This is a genomic window from Streptomyces durmitorensis, assembly GCF_023498005.1.
GTDB lineage: Bacteria > Actinomycetota > Actinomycetes > Streptomycetales > Streptomycetaceae > Streptomyces > Streptomyces durmitorensis.
The window spans coordinates 3235279-3253339 of sequence record NZ_CP097289.1 but is presented as its reverse complement, the minus strand read 5'-3'; the positions used below and the strand labels follow the sequence as shown (position 1 = coordinate 3253339).

General features: G+C 72.2%; 11 protein-coding genes. 4 read left to right on the top strand and 7 right to left on the bottom strand.

The features are described 5' to 3' along the window. Window positions 1–17: 17 nt before the first annotated feature. The 6 genes from M4V62_RS14365 to M4V62_RS14340 all read right to left on the bottom strand — a co-directional run bounded on the left by M4V62_RS14365 (window position 18) and on the right by M4V62_RS14340 (window position 12712). The gene (locus M4V62_RS14365; protein ID WP_249587650.1) at window positions 18–1652 is read right to left on the bottom strand and encodes a M4 family metallopeptidase; all 1635 of its coding nucleotides are present in this window, start codon (window positions 1650–1652) and stop codon (window positions 18–20) included. Between the two features lie 285 nt (window positions 1653–1937). Further along, window positions 1938–3995, bottom strand: a complete 2058-nt coding sequence (locus tag M4V62_RS14360) for a M4 family metallopeptidase (protein ID WP_425575296.1) — start codon at window positions 3993–3995, stop codon at window positions 1938–1940. A 397-nt stretch (window positions 3996–4392) separates the two neighbouring features. Then, entirely contained in the window at window positions 4393–5085 is a 693-nt protein-coding gene (locus tag M4V62_RS14355; RefSeq protein WP_249587648.1) for a DUF4232 domain-containing protein, read from the bottom strand. A gap of 446 nt (window positions 5086–5531) precedes the next feature. Then, window positions 5532–8267, bottom strand: coding sequence for an AfsR/SARP family transcriptional regulator (locus M4V62_RS14350; RefSeq protein WP_249587647.1), 2736 nt, complete (start codon window positions 8265–8267; stop codon window positions 5532–5534). A 78-nt stretch (window positions 8268–8345) separates the two neighbouring features. After that, a complete protein-coding gene (locus M4V62_RS14345; protein WP_249587646.1) occupies window positions 8346–10253 on the bottom strand; it encodes an ABC transporter ATP-binding protein in 1908 nt (635 codons plus the stop codon). Next, window positions 10250–12712 (bottom strand): ABC transporter ATP-binding protein, encoded by a 2463-nt coding sequence (locus M4V62_RS14340; protein ID WP_425575295.1) that lies wholly within the window; start codon window positions 12710–12712, stop codon window positions 10250–10252. The genes M4V62_RS14345 and M4V62_RS14340 overlap by 4 nt, the downstream gene beginning before the upstream one ends. 186 nt (window positions 12713–12898) lie before the next feature. On the opposite strand from M4V62_RS14340, the gene M4V62_RS14335 reads away from it, so the two are divergent. The 4 genes from M4V62_RS14335 to M4V62_RS14320 all read left to right on the top strand — a co-directional run bounded on the left by M4V62_RS14335 (window position 12899) and on the right by M4V62_RS14320 (window position 16508). Continuing rightward, entirely contained in the window at window positions 12899–13801 is a 903-nt protein-coding gene (locus M4V62_RS14335) for an ABC transporter ATP-binding protein (RefSeq protein ID WP_249587645.1), read from the top strand. After that, window positions 13798–14583 carry an ABC transporter permease gene (locus M4V62_RS14330; RefSeq protein WP_249587644.1) on the top strand — a complete coding sequence of 262 codons (786 nt, stop codon included), beginning with the start codon at window positions 13798–13800 and terminating at the stop codon, window positions 14581–14583. Before M4V62_RS14335 ends, M4V62_RS14330 begins: the two co-directional genes overlap by 4 nt. A 67-nt stretch (window positions 14584–14650) precedes the next feature. After that, the gene (locus M4V62_RS14325; protein WP_249592828.1) at window positions 14651–15886 is read left to right on the top strand and encodes a sensor histidine kinase; all 1236 of its coding nucleotides are present in this window, start codon (window positions 14651–14653) and stop codon (window positions 15884–15886) included. Beyond that, a complete protein-coding gene (locus M4V62_RS14320; RefSeq protein ID WP_283779083.1) occupies window positions 15879–16508 on the top strand; it encodes a response regulator in 630 nt (209 codons plus the stop codon). The genes M4V62_RS14325 and M4V62_RS14320 overlap by 8 nt, the downstream gene beginning before the upstream one ends. Window positions 16509–16573: 65 nt before the next feature. Here the strand turns inward: M4V62_RS14320 and M4V62_RS14315 are convergent, their stop codons facing one another. Next, window positions 16574–17947, bottom strand: a complete 1374-nt coding sequence (locus M4V62_RS14315) for a carbohydrate-binding protein (protein WP_249587643.1) — start codon at window positions 17945–17947, stop codon at window positions 16574–16576. Between the last annotated feature and the right edge of the window lie 114 nt (window positions 17948–18061).

The following is an 18061-nucleotide window of genomic DNA, read 5'->3' as shown; positions in this document are numbered from 1 at the left end:
CCTGGTCGTGAAGGGAGTTACTTGACGTTCACGCCGGCCCAGGCCGCGTCCACGCCCTTGTACTCCGCGGAGTCCGCGCCGTACAGGTCCTTCGCGGCGCTCAGCGTGCCCTCGCGGGCCGCCTTGTAGTCCGTCGTCGTCGTGAAGTACGACGTCAGCGCCTTGAACCAGATCTTCTCGGCCTTGTCGCGTCCGATGCCCTCGACCTTGGAGCCGTCCGCGGTCGGGGAGTCGTACTTGACGCCGTTGATCTCCTTCGCGCCGCTGCCCTCGGACAGCAGGTAGAAGAAGTGGTTGGCGATGCCGGAGGAGTAGTGGACGTCCACGTTGCCCGCGTCCGCGCTCCAGTTGTCCAGGGACGAGCCGTCCTTGGAGGGCTTGTCCATGTAGCGCAGCGGCGATCCGTCGCCGTTGATGTCGATCTTCTCGCCGACCATGTAGTCGCCGATGTCCTCGGGGTTCTTGGCGTTGAACTCGACCGCCGCCGCGAAGATGTCGGAGGTGGCCTCGTTCAGGCCGCCGGACTCACCGCTGTACTCCATGTTGCCGGTCGCCGACGTGACGCCGTGCGTCATCTCGTGCGCGGCCACGTCCATCGACGTGAGGGGCTTCTTGTCGCCCTCGCCGTCGCCGTACGTCATGCAGAAGCAGCTGTCGTCCCAGAACGCGTTGACGTACGCGTTGCCGTAGTGGACGCGCGAGGTGGCGCCCTTGCCGTCGCCCTTGATGCCCTCGCGGCCGTGCACGGCCTTGTAGTAGTCCCACGTCAACTGCGCGCCGTAGGCGGCGTCGACGGCGGCGGTCTGGACGTCCTCCGGCTTTCCGGTGCCCCACGTGTCGTCGTCGTCCGTGACGAGCTTGCCCTCGCCGCTCTGGCCGTGGGCCAGGTCGTACGTGGAGTGGCCGCCGCGCGTGTCGTCGGTCAGGTCGAAGCCGCTGGTGCCCTTCTTGGAGCCGACCTCGACGTCGCCGCTGTACTGGCTGTGGCCCGCGCCGTTCTCGATGGCCTGGTACTGGAAGAGCTTCTTGCCCGTGGCCGCGTCGGTGATGACGTGCAGCTTGCTGGGCGTGCCGTCCTTCTGGACGCCGGTGACGACGGTCTCGTGGGCGAGGACCGGCTTGCCGGACGCGGCCCAGACGACCTTGCGGGGAGTCTGCGCGTCGGCCTTCTTGGTGTCGCCGGACTTCGACGCGGTCGACTCGGCGGACTTCGCGGCCGACTTGGCCCCGACCTTCGCGGAGGTGGAGGCGACCTTGATGGTGGCCTTGGCCGCCTTGGTCACGCTCTTGACCGAGCCGCTCTTGGCGGTGTGGACGACGAGGTCGCCGCCGAGGACGGGCAGGCCGTCGTAGGTGCGCTCGTAGCGGGTGTGCGTGGTGCCGTCGCGGTCCTTGACGACGTCGCGTACGACGAGCTTCTCCTTGGCGCCGAGGCCGATCTTCTCGGCGGTGGCGGCCTTCTCCGTGTTCGCGTCCTGCAGCAGGTCCGCACGGGCCGTCGAGGAGAGCGCGACGGGCGCCCCCGAGGGCGCGGCCGCCCGGTCGGGCTGCGCGGAGGCGCCGGTGGCAAGTCCGCCCGCGAGCAGGGCACCTGCGGCAACAGCGGTGGCGATGGCCAGCGTCGAGCGCTTCCGGGATATGTGGGGGGTCACGCATGCTCCTTCTGTGGGGGGCCCGGACGGCATGGGGACTGTCCGGGCTGAAAGATGCGGTGCGGGTGTACTGGTGTGACTGATCGAGGGAAGAGTGTCAGTTGGGCCAGGTTCATGTCAGGTCCCTGACCGCAGGTTGGCCAGAAATCGTCCGTTGAGCGATGGTCCATGTACGCAATGCGAACGGGGAGTTACGCGGCCGGCGCCACGCATGGGTGCGCCGCCCCGGGGAGTGGATCCACCCGGAGCGGCGCAGTCTGCATGTGTCTCAAGCCTGGTCAGGGCTTACGGGAAGGTCAGCTTCCAGCTGTTGATGCGGCCGACGTCCTGCGCGGCCACGTCCTGGACCTTCAGCTTCCAGGTGCCGTTGGCCACCTCGGACGAGGCGTTGACCGTGTACGTCTCGACGATGTTGTCCGCCGAGTCGTTCGCGCTCGAGTTCTTCAGGCGGTACGTCGAGCCGTCCGGGGCCACCAGGTCGACGACCAGGTCGCCGCGCCAGGTGTGCACGATGTCGACGCCGACCTTCAGCGCGGCGGGCGCGTTGCCCGTGCGTCCGGTGACGTTGACCGACGAGGTGACGGCCGCGCCCCGGTCCGGGATGGCCACGTCGGTGGTGTTCTCGAAGTCCGTGCCGCCGCCGCCACCGGGCCGCGCGCCGACGTTGACCGCTGCCCAGGCGTGGGCCACCGCGTTGTACTCGGGGCTCGTGGTGCCGTACAGCTCACCGGCCGCCGCGAGGGTCCCGGTGCGGGCCGCCGCGTAGTTGGTGGTCGTGGTGAACTTCGTCGTCAGCGCCTTGAACCAGATGAGCGACGCCTTGTCACGACCAATTCCGGTCACCGGCAGACCGTCCGAGGTCGGGGAGTCGTACGAGACGCCGTTGATCACCTTGGCGCCGCTGCCCTCGCTCAGCATGTAGTAGAAGTGGTTGGCGACGCCGGACGAGTAGTGGACGTCGATGCTGCCGATGCCCGAGTACCAGGAGTCCTTGGACGAGCCGTCCTTGCTGGGCTTGTCCATGTAGCGCAGCGGGGTGCCGTTGCCCCGGATGTCGATCTTCTCGCCGACGTTGTAGTCGCCGACGTCCTGCGCGTTGTTGGCGTGGAACTCCACGGCCGCCGCGAAGATGTCGGAGGTGGCCTCGTTCAGGCCACCGGACTCGCCGCTGTACGTCATGTTGCCGGTGGCCGCGGTGACGCCGTGCGTCATCTCGTGGGCCGCCACGTCGATGGACGTCAGCGGCTTGGCGTTGCCCGCGCCGTCGCCGTACGTCATGCAGAAGCAGCTGTCGGACCAGAACGCGTTGACGTAGTTGTTGCCGTAGTGGACGCGTGACGACGCGCCGACGCCGTCACCCCGGATACCGGAACGGCCGTGCACGTTCTTGTAGTAGTCCCAGGTCAGCGCGGCCCCGTAGTGGGCGTCCGCGCCCGCGGTCTCCAGGTTGGAGGGCTGGCCGTTGCCCCACACGTCGTCCGGGCCCGAGAAGAGCGTGCCGGTGCCGGACGTGGCGCGGTTGAGGTTGTACGTCTTGTGGTTGCCGCGAGCGGTGTCCGTCAGGTTGTAGCTGGACCCCGACTGGGCCGATCCCAGGGTGACTTGACCGCTGTACTGGGTGTTGCCCGTGCCGTTCTCGATGCCCTGCCACTGGAAGATCTTCTTGCCGGTGGCCGCGTCCGTGATGACGTGCAGCTCGTTCGGGGTGCCGTCGTGCTGCAGCCCGCCGACCACCGTCTCGTACGCGAGCGTCGGCTCGCCCTTGGCCATCCAGACGACCTTGCGCGGTGCGCGGTCCGCGTCGGTCTTCTTCGAGCCCTCGGCCTTCGCCGCGCCGAGCGCCTGCTTCTCGGCGGCCGACGCCTTCACGTCGGCGCTGGTGTCGACGCCCTTGAGCTCGGCCTTCGCGGCCTTGGTGACGCCCTCGGTCTTCCCGGACTTCGCCTCGTCGACGACCATGTCGCCGCCGAGGACGGGCAGGCCGTCGTAGGTGCGCTCGTAGCGGGTGTGCGTCGTGCCGTCGACGTCCTTGATGACGTCACGTACGACGAGCTTCTCCTTGGCGCCGAGCCCGAGGTCCTTGGCCGTGTCCGCCTTGGTGGCGTTGGCGTCCTTGAGGAGCGCGGCACGCTGGGCGGGGGAGAGCTTCACGGGCAGGGAACCGGGGTCGGCCTTGCCTATCTTGGCCGCGGCCGGGGCCTTGGCCTTGGATATCCCGGGGTCGTCGGCCGATGCCGGGCCCGTCTGGAAGGCCACCGCGACAAGGGCGGCGACGGCGGTCAGGGCGCCCGCGGCGGTGGCGCGTCTGTGGGAGGCAGGTCTGTGAGAGGTGCTTCTCAACACGGACTCCTTCTGCGTGGCCGCGGGATACGCGGCCAGGGGGACCGGTCGGCGCGGTCGTGCCGTCCGGGCAGAACAAGGCAGAACGTGGAGCGTTGTGGAGCCTGGTGGAGCTGGGAATCGAGGGGAAGAGTGGCACCGGGCCGCTCTGTTTGTCAGGAGTGCGTCAAGAGTTGGCCGGAACTGGTCCGCTGCCCGGTGGACCACGTTCGATATACGGAGGGGTCGCTCAACGCCAAGGGCTCGCGATTGTTCGAGGTGAAACTTCGTGGGGTGTCCGAAGGGGTGTGGCCGATTCCGCACCCCAACCAGCGCTGGATATCGCCGAGTTCAGGCAGCACGAAAGCCGGCCTGGAGCGCTGCGTCGCTCCAGACCGGTGCTCGGGTGATGGCTCGTTGATCAGAAGTCGTAGGGCTTCGTGGTGTTCCAGTTGGTGACCTCGGCGTCGGACCAGGTGAACTCCGACGGCGCGCCCTTGCCGTCGAAGGCGCCCGTCCCCGCGCCCGGGCCGGTGTCGCCGGTCTGGTCGCGCAGGGCGACGGAGAGCTCCGTCGCGGTGTGGGTCCTGTCGCTGTCGGTGAACAGGGCCACGGCGGAGTAGACCTTGCCGCCGGGCTTGACCGTGATCCGGGCGGTGCCGCCCGGGGCGTCCTTGGCCGCGTGGGGCAGGACGTCCGAGGTGTCGCCGAGCATCACGGACGGGTAGGAAGTGACCCAGCAGGGCTTGGAGTCGGCGTTCGTCGCGGTGATCAGGAGGTGCTCGCCCTCCTGTGCGGGGAAGCGGTGCAGCACGGCGTACGAGATCTCGTCGCCCGTGCACGGCTGGGCCGCGGCGGCGCGTGCGGGGGCGGCCTTGCCCGCACCGGAGCCTGTCGTGCCCTGCTCGCCGCCGCCGCCCGTCTCCGTCGTGACCGTCGTCCCGGACGCCTTCTCGGAGCCCTTCGCGCCGTCGGCCGTGGCGACGCTCCGGCCCGAACCGGCCTTCGACGCGCTGCCGCCGGAGCCGTCCGAGCCGCCACAGGCGGTCAGGGTCAGGGCGAGCGCGGCGGTGGTGGCGGCGAGGACGGTGGTGCGGATCCGGGTCGTACGCATGTGAGGTTCCCCCGTGCGGTGGTGGTGGGTGCGGAACGGGTTGGTCGTTCCCGCTGTTGACACCACTGTGTCCGCCCCCGCTGGCGTTCCGCTCACGCCGCGCTGACGTCCCGCTGACGCGGGGGGTCGCGCCGCGGAGGGGGGATGAGCTGGGGGTTCGTGGGGGTGTGCGTCCGGGCCTGGAGCGTGGGAGCGGGAGCCGCGGCGCGGATCGGGTCCGAGCCGTGGAGCGCCGTGGAGCGCCGTGGGGCTCGGTGCGCGTTTCCGTGTGTGGTGTGGGGGGCGGGGCGCGAGCGCGCTGTGGAGCCGGGTCCGCGTGGGTGTGCACGGGGGGCCCGTCGCCCGCGCTCACGTGCTCACGGCTGAGGCATGCCGGGGTGCAGGCTGACCGCATCGTGAGGCGCGGTGCAGCTGGACCACGCCATGAGCCGTGTCGCAGGCTCCCCTCAGGTCCGTTCCGCGAGCCGCACCATCGCCGTGTCGTAGCGCGCCCGCAGCCCCACGTCCGCCGACACCCGCAGCAGCGCACCGAGGGCCCGCACCGCGCCCTCGTCGTAGCCGGACGCCTCCGCCTCGCTCGCCGCGCCCTCCAGGCGGCGGATTCCCTCGGCCTCGTCGCCCATGCCGATGAGGGCCTCGCCGCCCGCGGTGAGCAGCAGGACGCGGGAGGTCGCCGGGGCCTTCGGGGAGCTCTCGATGTCCAGGGCCGCGACCGACGTGTCCAGGGCCGACTGCCACTGCCTGGTGTCCAGTTGATGCCGGGCGAGGTGGTGCAGGGCCAGGCGTTCGGTGTGGCGGTCGCCTGCCTCGCGGGCCAGGTGCGCCGCCTGTACGCAGCCCTCCGCCGCCTCCTCCGGGCTGCCGAGCGCGGCCTGGGCGAGGGAGAGATTGATCAGGGCCGTCGCCTCGCCGCGCCGGTCGCCCGCGCGGGCGGCGATCACCGGGGCGGCCTCCAGGTGCACGAGGGCCTCCTCGGTGCGTCCCTCCTCGGTGAGCACCCACCCGAGCAGGGCGAGGACCCGCGACTCCGCGCGGGCGTCCGATTCGGCCCTCGCCGCCTCAAGCGCCTTGTGGAGCAAGGGAGTCCAGCCGTCAAGGACCCGCCACACCATCTGCGGCCACAGCCCGAGGACGATCCGCCACGTCCTGCCGGGCAGCCCGGCCGCGTCCGCCGCGGCCGCGGCGAGCATCAGGTCGTCACGCTCGGCCGCGTACCACTCCATGGCCTCGTCGCGGTCCGCGAACGTCCGTATCGCGTGCGGCGGACGGAAGTCCGCGGGCAGCGTGAAGCACGACTCGTCGCCGGGCTCGGCCGCGTCGGCCGCCGCCAGGGCGGTGGCCACGCTGTGGTCGAGCACCCGGATCAGGGCGTCGGGCCCCGCGTCCAGGTCGCGCGCGTAGAGGCGTACGAGATCGTGCAGGGTCCAGCGCCCCGGCGCGGTCCGGGTGACGAGATGGGCGGCGGTAAGCCGGTCGAGGGCGGCCTCGGCCGTGTCCGGGTCCGTGCCCGCGAGGGCGGCTGCCGTGAAGCGGTCGACGTGCGTGCCCGGATGGCGGCCCAGGTGCGCGAAGTGGTGCGCGACGTCATCGGGCAGCCGCCGCACGGTGAGCCGCAGCGCCGCGCGTACGCCCGTGTCCTCCACGTCGAGCAGGGTCAACCGGCGTGATTCGTCGGCCAGTTCGGTGCTCATCGCCCGCAGGGACCAGTCCGGCTGGTCCGCCAGGCGGGCCGCGGCCACGCGCAGCGCGAGGGGAAGCCCGCCGCACAGCTCCACGAGCCGCCGGGCGCCCACCGCCTCCGCGAGGACCCGCTCCTTGCCGAGCACCGCGGCGAGCAGGGCCGTGCTGTCGTCCGGTTCCAGTACGTCCACCGGGACGGGCCGGGCGGCGTCGGACGCGATCAGGCCACGCAGGCGGTAGCGGCTGGTGACCACGGTGACGCAGCGCGTGCCTCCCGGAAGGAGCTCCCTGACCTGCTCGGAGCCGCGCGCGTTGTCCAGGACGACGAGGAGCTGCCGGTCGGCGGCGAGCGAGCGGTACAGCGCGGACGCGCCGTTCGCCGACTCCGGGATCCGGCGCGGCGCGACCCCGAGGGCGAGCAGGAACTCGCGCAGCACTTCGAGGTGCGTCGGCTCGCCCGTGTCGCTGAAGCCGCGCAGGTCGGCGTAGAGCAGACCGCCGGGGAACGCGGCGCGGTTGCGGTGCGCCCAGTGCACGACCAGGGCCGTCTTGCCCACGCCCGCGGGCCCGGTGACCAGGCACACAGGGGCTTCGCCCGCGGCCGCGCGGGACAGGTCGGTCAGTTCGCCCGCCCGCCCGTGGAAGCCGCGGGGCATGCGCGGCAGCAGGTCGACCGTGTCCGCCACGGGGGCGGTGGGCGCACCGTGTGCCGGGACGGGCGCGGGGGCAGCCGCGGCCGGGGCCGCCGCCCCCGCGTCGTCATCCTCCCCGCGCAGCGCGACCCCGTAGGCGTCCGCGAGCTCACGGCCCGGGTCGACGCCCAGTTCGTCGGCCAGCAGCCGCCGGGTGCGGTGGAACCAGTCGAGCGCCTCCGAACGGCGCCCCGCACGCTGGAGTTCGCGCATGAGCGCCGCGGCCAGCGATTCCCGCAGCGGGTGTGCCTCGGCCTCCGCGCGCAGGACGGCCGCCGCGCGGTTGTGCTCGCCGAGGCGCGCGTAGGCCCCGGCCAGCATCTCCACGGAGGCGAGCCGGAGTTCGTCCAAGGCATGGGCTGCGGCCTGGAGCGGCGGGCTCGGATAGGTGCCGCTCAGCGCGGGCCCCTGCCACAGGGACAGCGCCTCCTGGTACATCGCCACGGCGTCGGCCGGCGCGCGCTGGCCGCGGGCCAGCGTCACCAGCTCCTCGAACCGGTGGGCGTCCAGGAGGCTCTCCGGCATCCGCAGGACGTAGGAGGTGCCCTGGGTGACCAGCTCCACGCCGAACATCTCGGCGTCCGCGCCCGCGAACAGGACCCGCAGCCGCGACACATGGCCCTGGATGACGCTCCGGGCACGCGGCGGAGGTTCGTGATCCCACAGCGTGGCCGTCAACTGGTCCACCGGCACCGGGCGGTTGGGCCGCAGGAGCAGGGCGGCGAGGAGGCTGCGCCGCTTGGCCGGACCGAGGGGCAGTTCGCCGCTCTCGGTGGCGACGGAAACCGCTCCGAGCAGCCGGAACTCCACTGATGCATCTCCTTCTGGGGGAAAAGTCCAGATTACCGGAGGTGCCCGTGCGGACCGCGCGGCGGCCTGCCCCTGCGCCTACCCCACCACGCTGTCCCGCCACGCCCGGTGCAGGTCCGCGAACGACCCGCTCCCGGCGATCAGTTCGTCCGGTGTGCCGTCCTCCACGACGCGCCCGTGCTCCATCACGAGCACCCGGTCGGCGATCTCCACCGTGGAGAGCCGGTGGGCGATCACGACGGCGGTACGTCCGCGAAGCACCGTGTGCATGGCGCGCTGCACGGCCCGCTCGCCGGGGATGTCGAGCGAGCTGGTCGCCTCGTCGAGGATCAGCACCGCAGGGTCGGCGAGCAGCGCCCGCGCGAAGGCGACGAGCTGGCGCTGACCGGCGGAGATTCGGCCGCCCCTCTTGCGTACGTCGGTGTCGTAGCCGTCGGGCAGTGACGTGATGAAGTCGTGGGCGCCGATGGCTTTCGCCGCCCGCTCGATGTCCTCGCGGGTGGCGTCGGGGCGGCCGATGGCGATGTTCTCGGCGACCGTGCCGGAGAAGAGGAAGGCCTCCTGGGTCACCATGACGACGCCGCGCCTCAGCTCGGCGTTGGCGAGGTCCCGCAGGTCGACCCCGTCGAGCAGGACCCGGCCCGCCGTCGGGTCGTAGAAGCGGGCGAGCAGCTTGGCGAGCGTCGACTTGCCCGCGCCGGTGGAGCCGACGACGGCGACGGTCTGCCCGGCGGGCAGCGTCAGGTCGAAGCGGGGCAGGACCTCGCCGCCGGTCCGGTAGGCGAACCGCACGCCGTCGAAGTCGACCTCGCGGCCCGGGTGTTCGGAGGCGAGGGCGGGCAGCGGGCGGGCGCGGTCGGGGTGGGGCTCGGGCACGGAGGGCGTCTGGGCAAGGAGTCCGGCGACCTTCTCCAGGGAGGCGGCGGCCGACTGGTAGGAGTTCAGGAACATCCCGAGCCGGTCGATTGGGTCGTACAGGCGCCGCAGATAGAGCACGGCCGCGGCGAGGACGCCGAGCGCGAGGGTGCCGTCGGTGACGCGGTAGGCGCCCCACAGGACGATGCCGGCGACGGCCGTGTTGGCGACGAGCCGGGAGCCGACCACATAGCGGGCCATCTCCAGCATGGCGTCGCCGTTCGACCGCTCGTGGTGGCGGTTGAGCACGCCGAACTCGGCCTCGTTGGCGCGCTCGCGCCGGAAGGCGCGGACCGGCCGGATGCCGTTCATCGTCTCGGCGAACTTCACGATGACGGCGGCGATGGCGGTGGACCGCTTCCCGAAGAGGGGCCCGGCGCGATGCTGATATCGGCGCACCAGCAGATACAGCGGCACGAACGACACGACCGCCGCCGCGCCGAGGCTCAGGTCGAGCCAGAGCAGCATCGCCGAGATGTAGACGAAGGACAGGATGACGGTGACCAGCTCCTGAAGCCCCTCGCTGAGGAGTTCCCGCAGGGATTCCACGTCGGTGGTGGACCGGGAGATGAGCCGCCCCGAGGTGTACTGCTCGTGGAAGTCCACGCTGAGTGCCTGCGCATGGCGGAAGATCCGCCCCCGCAGATCGAGCAGTACGTCCTGGTTGACGCGGGCGGAGGCCACGATGAACGCGTACTGGAACCCGCCGGATGCCGCCGCGCAGAGCAGATATCCGATGCCGATGGCGACGAGCGGCCCGTAGTCGTCGGCACGGACGGCGGGCACGCCACGGTCGATGGCGTACGCGACGAGCAGCGGCCCGCCCTGCACGGCGGCCTGCTGGAGAAGAAGCAGCACGGCCGCGAGAACAACGCGCCCACGCAACGGCGAGAGCAGCGAACGCAGCAGGGCGGAGGTGGCGCCGGGGGGCGCGGGGAGGGTGTCCTTGTCGAAGTGGTCGGCGGGGGAGGGGAGTTCGGGGTGCGGGTCGGCGGAAGCGGCGCGCTCGGCTGAGAGGAGGTCTCCCTCGTCAGGCCCCGTGGTACGTGAGGCGGGTGTCGACGCGCTCATCGTGCGGCCTCACCTTCCGCGGACGCGGGGCCCGCTGCTGTCTGTGGGGGTGTGGGTGGGGGTGCGTGTGGGGCTGGGGCCGAGGGCACGGTGGCGGCCTCCGGTTCCACTTCCCCGGCCGCGGGGTCGGCGTCTGCCTTCGCCGGGCCGTGGGTGGGCGCAGGGTCTGCTTCCCTTGCTGCGGGGCTGGCGTCTGCTTTTGTCGGTCCGTGGGCGGGTGCAGGGTTTGCTTTCCCTGCCGTGGGGTCGGCGTCTGGCTTTGCCGGGCTGGGTGCGGGTGCAGGGTCTGCTTTCCTTGCTGCGGGGCTGGCGTCTGCTTTTGTCGGTCCGTGGGCGGGTGCAGGGTTTGCTTTCCCGGCCGCGGGGTCGGCGTCTGCCTTTGCCGGGCCGTGGGTGGGCGCAGGGTCCGCTTTCCTTGGCGCGGGCGCGGCGTCCGCCTGCCCTGTCGCGGGGTCGGCCTTCGCCCTCGTCCGCCCGTTCGCGGGCTCCGCGGCCGTTTCCCCTGTCGCGGGAGCGGCGTCCGCGCTCGTCCGGCCGTTCGTGGGTGTCGTGTCCACTTCCCCTGCCGTGCGGTCGGCCTCCGTCTTCGTCGGGCCTTGGGCGGACGCCTGGTCCGCTCCCCCCGCCGTAGGGGCGCCGTCCGGACCCGGGGCCGCTTCCCCTGTCGCGGGAGCGACCCCCGCCCCCGACATCAGCCACGCGTACTCCGCGTTCCCCCGCAGCAGTTCCTGGTGGGTGCCCACCGCGGTGATTCTGCCGTCGGAGAGCAGGGCCACCCGGTCGGCGAGCAGGACCGTGGAGGGGCGGTGGGCCACCACCAGGGCCGTCGTGTCCTTCAGGACGCGCCGCAGAGCCGCCTCCACCAGGGTCTCCGTGTGGACGTCCAGCGCCGAGAGCGGGTCGTCCAGGACCAGGAAGCGCGGGCGGCCCACCACCGCGCGGGCCAGGGCGAGGCGCTGGCGCTGGCCGCCGGAGAGGCTCAGGCCCTGTTCGCCGACCTGGGTGGCCGTGCCCTGGGGGAGTGCGTGGGCGAAGTCGGCCTGGGCGACCTCCAGGGCGCGCTCCAACTCCGCGTCGCCCGCGGCTTCCCCGGCCCCCATGAGGACGTTCTCGCCCACCGTCGCGGAGAAGAGCGTCGGCTCCTCGAAGGCGACCGCCACCAGCGTGCGCAGCCGCTCGCGGTCCATCTCCGTGATGTCCTCGCCGTCCAGCGTGATGCGGCCCCCGCTCACCTCGTGCAGCCGGGGCACCAGCGCCGTCAGCGTCGTCTTGCCGCTGCCCGTCGCGCCCACGAGGGCGAGCGTCTCGCCGGGGCGAATGTGCAGGTCGATCCGGTCGAGCGCGGGCGGCGCATCGGGCGGCGCGTCCGGGTAGCGGAACTCCACGCCGTGGAAGCGGAGTCCGGCCGCAGCACCGGAGCCCGGCCCCTCGTCGGCGGCCACCATCACCGAGGACTCCGGCTCCGCGTCCATCACCTCGAAGTACCGCTCCGTGGCCGTCGCCGACTCCTGGCTCATCGCGAGCAGGAACCCGATCGACTCCACCGGCCAGCGCAGCGCGAGCGCCGTGGAGAGGAACGCGACCAGCGTGCCCGTCGACAGATCGCCGTCCGCCACCTGCACCGTCCCGAGGACGAGCGCCGCACCGAGCGCGATCTCCGGCAGCGTCATGATCACCGCGTAGATCGCCGCGAGCAGCCGCGCCTTGACCAGTTCCGTGCCCCGCAGCGTGTGCGAAAGCTCGCGGAACGCGTGCGCCTGACTGCGGTGGCGGCCGAAGCCCTTGATGATGCGGATACCGAGCACGCTCTCCTCGACGACCGTCGTCAGATCGCCGACCTGGTCCTGCGCCCGCCGCGCCACCGCCATGTACCGGCCCTCGAAGTACGCGCAGGCGACCACCAGCGGCAGCAGCGGGGTCAGCAGGACGAGACCGAGCGCCCAGTCCTGCGCCAGCAGGATCGCCATGCCGACCACGATCGTCGTCCCGTTCACGATCAGGAACGTCAGCGGGAAGGCGAGGAACATCCGGAGCAGCATCAGATCCGTCGTGCCGCGCGACAGGAGCTGGCCCGAGGCCCAGCGGTCGTGGAACGCCACGGGAAGCCGCTGCAGATGGCGGTAGAGATCCGCCCGCATCGCCGCCTCGACGGAGGCGAGCGGCCGGGCCACGAGCCACCGCCGCAGGCCGAAGAGCAGCGCCTCCGCGACACCGAGCAGCAGCAGGAGCAGCGCCCCGAGCCACACACCCGCCAGGTCCCGGTCCGCCACAGGCCCGTCCACGAGCCACTTCAGGACGAGGGGGAAGACTAGCCCCGTACAGGAGGCGATGATCGCGACAAATGCCGCGCCGAACAGGCGAGTTCGTACGGGTCGGACATACGGCCACAGCCGCAGCAGAGTCCGCGCCGCTGACCCTTCCCGGGTCGGTTCCTTGGTCGGTGCATCTGGTTTCGGCATCAGGAGCGAGCCTACGGACGGCCACCCGCACAGCCCACTGAGTTTTGGCCCGTCCCTGCTCGTCCGCTGGTCCTAAGCCCCAGGGACATGACGCCAAGTCGTACCCCGCCATCAACCGATCGGCCGATGCCGCTTCGAGCGCGATGGGCGATGCAGGGACCCCCGCCCACCGGCGAGGCTCGACCCATGCCCATCATCGAAGTGCGGGACCTGCGCAAGGCCTACGGCGGACGTGCCGTCGTCGACGGTGTCTCCTTCGCCGTCGAGGAGGGCGAGATCTTCGGCGTCCTCGGGCCCAACGGCGCGGGCAAGACCACCACCGTGGAGTGCGTCGAGGGCCTGCGCCTGCCCGACAGCGGAACCGTCCGCGTCGCCGGGCACGACCCCGTCGCCGACCACGACCGGGTCACCCAGCTCCTCGGCGCCCAGCTCCAGGAGAGCGAGCTCCAGGCGAAGCTCACCGTGCGCGAGGCCCTTGAGCTGTACGCCGCGTTCTACCCGAACCCCGCGAACTGGCGCCCCCTCGCCGAACGCCTGCGCCTGACCGACAAGCTGGACAGCCGCTTCGGCAAGCTCTCCGGAGGCCAGAAGCAGCGCCTGTTCATCGCGCTCGCGCTGATCGGCAACCCGAGGGTCGTCGTGCTCGACGAGCTGACCACCGGGCTCGACCCGCGCGCCCGCCGCGATACCTGGGAGCTCATCGAGGACGTACGCGACAGCGGCGTCACCGTCCTCCTGGTCACCCACTTCATGGAGGAGGCCCAGCGCCTCTGCGACCGCATCGCGGTCATCGACCAGGGGCGGATCGCCGCGCTCGACAGCCCGGCGGGCCTCATCAGCCGCGCCGCCGGATCCACCGTCATGTCCTTCACCCCGTCCGCGCCCCTCGACGAGCGGGAGCTCGCCGCCCTGCCGCGGGTGATCTCCGTCGACCAGCGCGACGGCCGCTACACCCTGGGCGGCACCGACGAGACCGTCAACGCCGCCATCACGCTGCTCGCCCGGCACCACATCACCGCCCACCAACTTCGGGTATCCGACGCCACGTTGGACGACGCGTTCCTCGACCTGACGGGAGCCACGGCATGACCACGACCACCGCCGTCGCCGCGCCGCACGCCACCGCGAGGAGCAAGGCCTCGGCCGCCGTCCTCAAGGCCGAGTTCCGGATCTTCCGCCGCGAGCCGGGCGCCCTCTTCTGGATCATGGCGTTCCCCACGGTCCTCCTGGTGATCCTCGGCTCCATCCCCTCCTTCCGGGAGACCGACGCCTCGCTGGGCGGCGTCCGCCTCGTCGACGCGTACGTCCCCGTGACGGTGCTGCTCTCGCTGATCATGGCGGGCCTCCAGGCCATGCCGCCGATGATCACCGGCTACCGCGAACGCGGCATCCTGCGCCGCATGTCGACCACGCCGGTCCGCCCCTCCGCCGTCCTCGGCGCGCAGATGGGCATCCACGGCGCCGCCGCGCTCGTCTCGGCCCTGCTCTCCCTGACCGTGGGCCGCCTGGTCTTCGACGTGCCCCTGCCGCGCCAGGCCTTCGGCTACGCGATCGCGCTGCTTCTCGCCATCCTGTGCGGGCTCGCACTCGGCGCCGTGGTCTCCGCGATCTCGCGCACGACCAAGGCCGCGACCGCGATCGGCTCCGCCGTCTTCTTCCCGATGATGTTCAGCGCGGGTGTCTGGCTGCCGGTGCAGGCGATGCCGGACGCGCTCGCCCGCGTCGTGGAGATCGCCCCGCTCGGCGCCGCGGCCCAGGCCCTGGGCGAGGCCGCGGCCGGCGACTGGCCAGGACTGTCCCACCTCGGCGTGCTCGCGGTGTGGACCGTGGTCCTCTCGGCGGCGGCCGCGCGGTGGTTCCGGTGGGAGTGACCCGGACCCGGCCCGGCGCGTGACCGACACTGGGGGCGTGAGTGCGACCACGGCGGACGCCACGCAGATGATCGAGCGGCGATGGGGCATGTTCCACCGCTGGGGCCCCTACGTCCTGCTCGGGTTCGGCATCCTCATGTCGGCCGCCACGAGCGGCGTCGTCGGCATGGGCCGCGACGCGTGGTACGTGGCGGGGGCCCTGGTCGTCGCCGCGGTGGCGCTCCAGCTGTGGTGGGGCCGCCTGGCCCCCGCCCACCCCGGCCCCTCGCGCACGGGCGCCGTCTACTACGCCCTGCGCTGGGCGATCGCCTTCGTCCTCACCTGGATCAACCCGTTCTTCGCGTTCTACGCCGTCGTCGGCTACTTCGGCGCCGAACGGCTGCTGTCCCCGCGTCTGGTCAAGCCCGGCCTCTTCGCCACCGCCGTCATCATGGCGGGCTCCCAGTCGGGCGGACTTCCGCCCGACGAGGAACTCGGCTGGTCCGTCTTCGGCGGGCTGCTCGCCGTGAACATCGCGCTGCTCACCGTCTTCGCCCACCTCGCGGAGCAGGAGGAACAGCGCGCCCGCGACGCCGCTGCCACCATCGTCGAACTGGAACGCACCAACACCGCACTCCAGCAGGCCATGGACGAGAACGCCGCCCTGCACGACCAACTCCTCGTCCAGGCAAGGGAGGCGGGCGTCGCCGACGAGCGGCGCAGGCTCGCCGCCGAGATCCACGACACCATCGCGCAGGGCCTGACCGGCATCATCGCCCAGCTCCAGGTCGTCTCCACCGCCTCCGACGAGACCCTGGCCCGCGAACACCTTGGCCGCGCCGCCGACCTGGCCCGGCACAGCCTCGGCGAGGCCCGCCGCTCCGTCCACAACCTCTCCCCGACGGCCCTGGAGCACGACGCGCTGCCCGAAGCGCTGAAGAAGACGGTCGCCCAGTGGGCCGAACGCACCGGCGTCCGCGCCGACTTCACGGTCACCGGACCCGCCGAGCCGCTCCACGAAGAGATCGAGGCGACCCTCCTGCGCATCGTCCAGGAGGCCCTGTCCAACGCCGCCCGGCACGCGGAAGCCGACCGCCTCGGCGTCACCCTCTCCTACATGGAGGGCGAGGTCGCCCTGGACGTACGCGACGACGGCCGCGGCTTCGACCCGCTGACCCTGGTGCGGCGCAGCGGCTCCGGCGGCTTCGGCCTGGACGGCATGCGGGCCCGCGCCGAACGCATCGCGGGCTCGTTCACCGTCGAATCGGAGCCGGGCAACGGCACCGCGCTCTCGGCTCGCGTACCGTTGGTCCGCCATGGCTGACCTGATCACCCTGCTCATCGTCGATGACCATCCCGTCGTACGGGACGGTCTGCGCGGCATGTTCCGGTCGGACCCGTGCTTCGAGGTGCTCGGCGAGGCCGCCGACGGCGTCGAGGCGCTCGCCCTGGTGGAGCGCCTGGACCCGGACGTCGTCCTGATGGACCTGCGCATGCCGGGCGGGGGCGGCGTCGACGCGATCGCCGAGCTGGGCCGGCGCGGCGCCCGGGCCCGGGTCCTGGTCCTCACCACGTACGACACGGACTCGGACACGCTGCCCGCGATCGAGGCGGGCGCGACCGGCTATCTCCTCAAGGACGCGCCCCGCGACGACCTGTTCACCGCGGTCCGCGCGGCGGCCCAGGGCCGCACGGTCCTCTCGCCCGCCGTCGCGTCCCGGCTCGTCTCACGCGTGCGTGCCCCCGGCAACGAGCCGCTGAGCACCCGCGAACGGGAAGTGCTCGCGCTCGTCGCCAAGGGCACGTCGAACCGTGCGATCGCCGTCGAACTCTTCATCAGCGAGGCCACGGTCAAGACGCACCTCACCCACATCTACGGCAAGCTGGGCGTCAAGGACCGGGCGGCGGCGGTGGCCACGGCGTACAGCAGAGGCATCCTGGGCTGAGACCGCGCCCCGTAAGGGGCGCGGGGAACTGCGCGCTCAGCCACATGCGGCCCGCGGCCGAGCGATCAGGCGGACTGCCACAGCGCAGGGGTGTTGGGCGGCTGCCACCCAGGCTGAGCCTGATGCCCCTGCAGGCACCGGTAGGTCGACCCGCCGTAGGTGACGGTGTCTCCGGGGGCATAGACCTTGCCCGCGGCCCAAGTGCCGCCGGGCTCAGGGTCACCGGGGCCGGGCCCGGGGCCACCCCCAGTGGTTTTGAGCGTCAAGCCAAACTGCTGGAGCAGCGGATTGATCGGCTGGTGGAAGGTCGTCCCGCCGCTTGAGCAGTTGCCCGAGCCGCCCGACGTGACGCCCTGCGCCTGGCTCCCGGATATGTAGGAGCCGCCCGAGTCGCCCGGCTCCGCGCAGACCGTCGTCCGCGTCACGCCGCTGATGGTGCCCTCGGGGTAGGTGACACTGGTGTTGTGCTGCTGGATCGTGCCGCAGTGCCACCCCGTAGTGGAGCCGGACCGGCAGATCGACGCACCCACCGGGGACTGCGTGGAGCCCCCGACGCCGACCCGTTGCCCGCCCTGGCCCTTCACGTACGGGGTGGCGGTCCACTGGGAGTTGACGGCGACCCAGGCCATGTCCCTGCCGGGGAAGATCGACGCCTGGAACGTGCCCTGGGCCACCTGGTTGTAGCCGCTGGTCGCGGTGCCCGCGCGCCCGCAGTGGCCCGCCGTGGCGAAGCCCTGCTGGGTGCCCTTGGTGACCGGGAAGCCGATGGAACACCGGCCGCCCATGTAGTACGCCTCGCCGCCCACGAGGTCGTACAGCGGGCGCGGCCGTTCCTTGGTCCTCTCGATCCGTACGAGGGAGGAAGCAACACCCGCGGCGGAGACGAGGGACTTGGCGGCGGCGGTGTGCACGGCACGCACCACGATCGCGTTGGAGCGCACGTCGACGTACCAGACGGGCGCGTCGCGCGTCGCCGCCTTCTTCGCGGCGCGGTCCAACTTCGCCTTGGCCGCGTCCAGTTGGGCCGTGGAGTGCCGCACGACCTCGGCCCGCGCACCCCCCGCCTCGATCGCGGGGACGTCGGAGGCGTCGGTGGTGGCCACGGTGAGCCGCGCCGACGTGGCGCCGTGCACCCAGGCGCCCGCGAAGTCACGGCCGAGGGCGGCCCGCAGGGCTCCCGCGGCGGCGCCGGCCTCGGCCTCGTTGACCAGACGGGCCTCGGCCTGCGCCGACGTGAGGCCGAGGTCCCGCTGCATGGCCTTCAGGACCTCGGGCGATGTCCTGTCGACGGCGGCGGTCTCGGCGGGGGATGGCAGAGAGGCGCGAGCGGGATCGGCCTGGGCGTTCGCGGTGCCGGGCAGACCCGCGAGGACCAGGGCGCAGGACGCGGCGAGTGCGGCGCACGCCGCCGCGGCGCGTCTGTGGTGGGTGGGGAGCATGGGGGCGTCTCCTCGGTTGCGAGGGGGTGAGCGGACCGGTGAGGGGGTCGGTCAGCGGATCGCCCACACCGTAGAAGCCTCAACTGCCGCCCAGTAGCTGTCAGTCGACCCCCT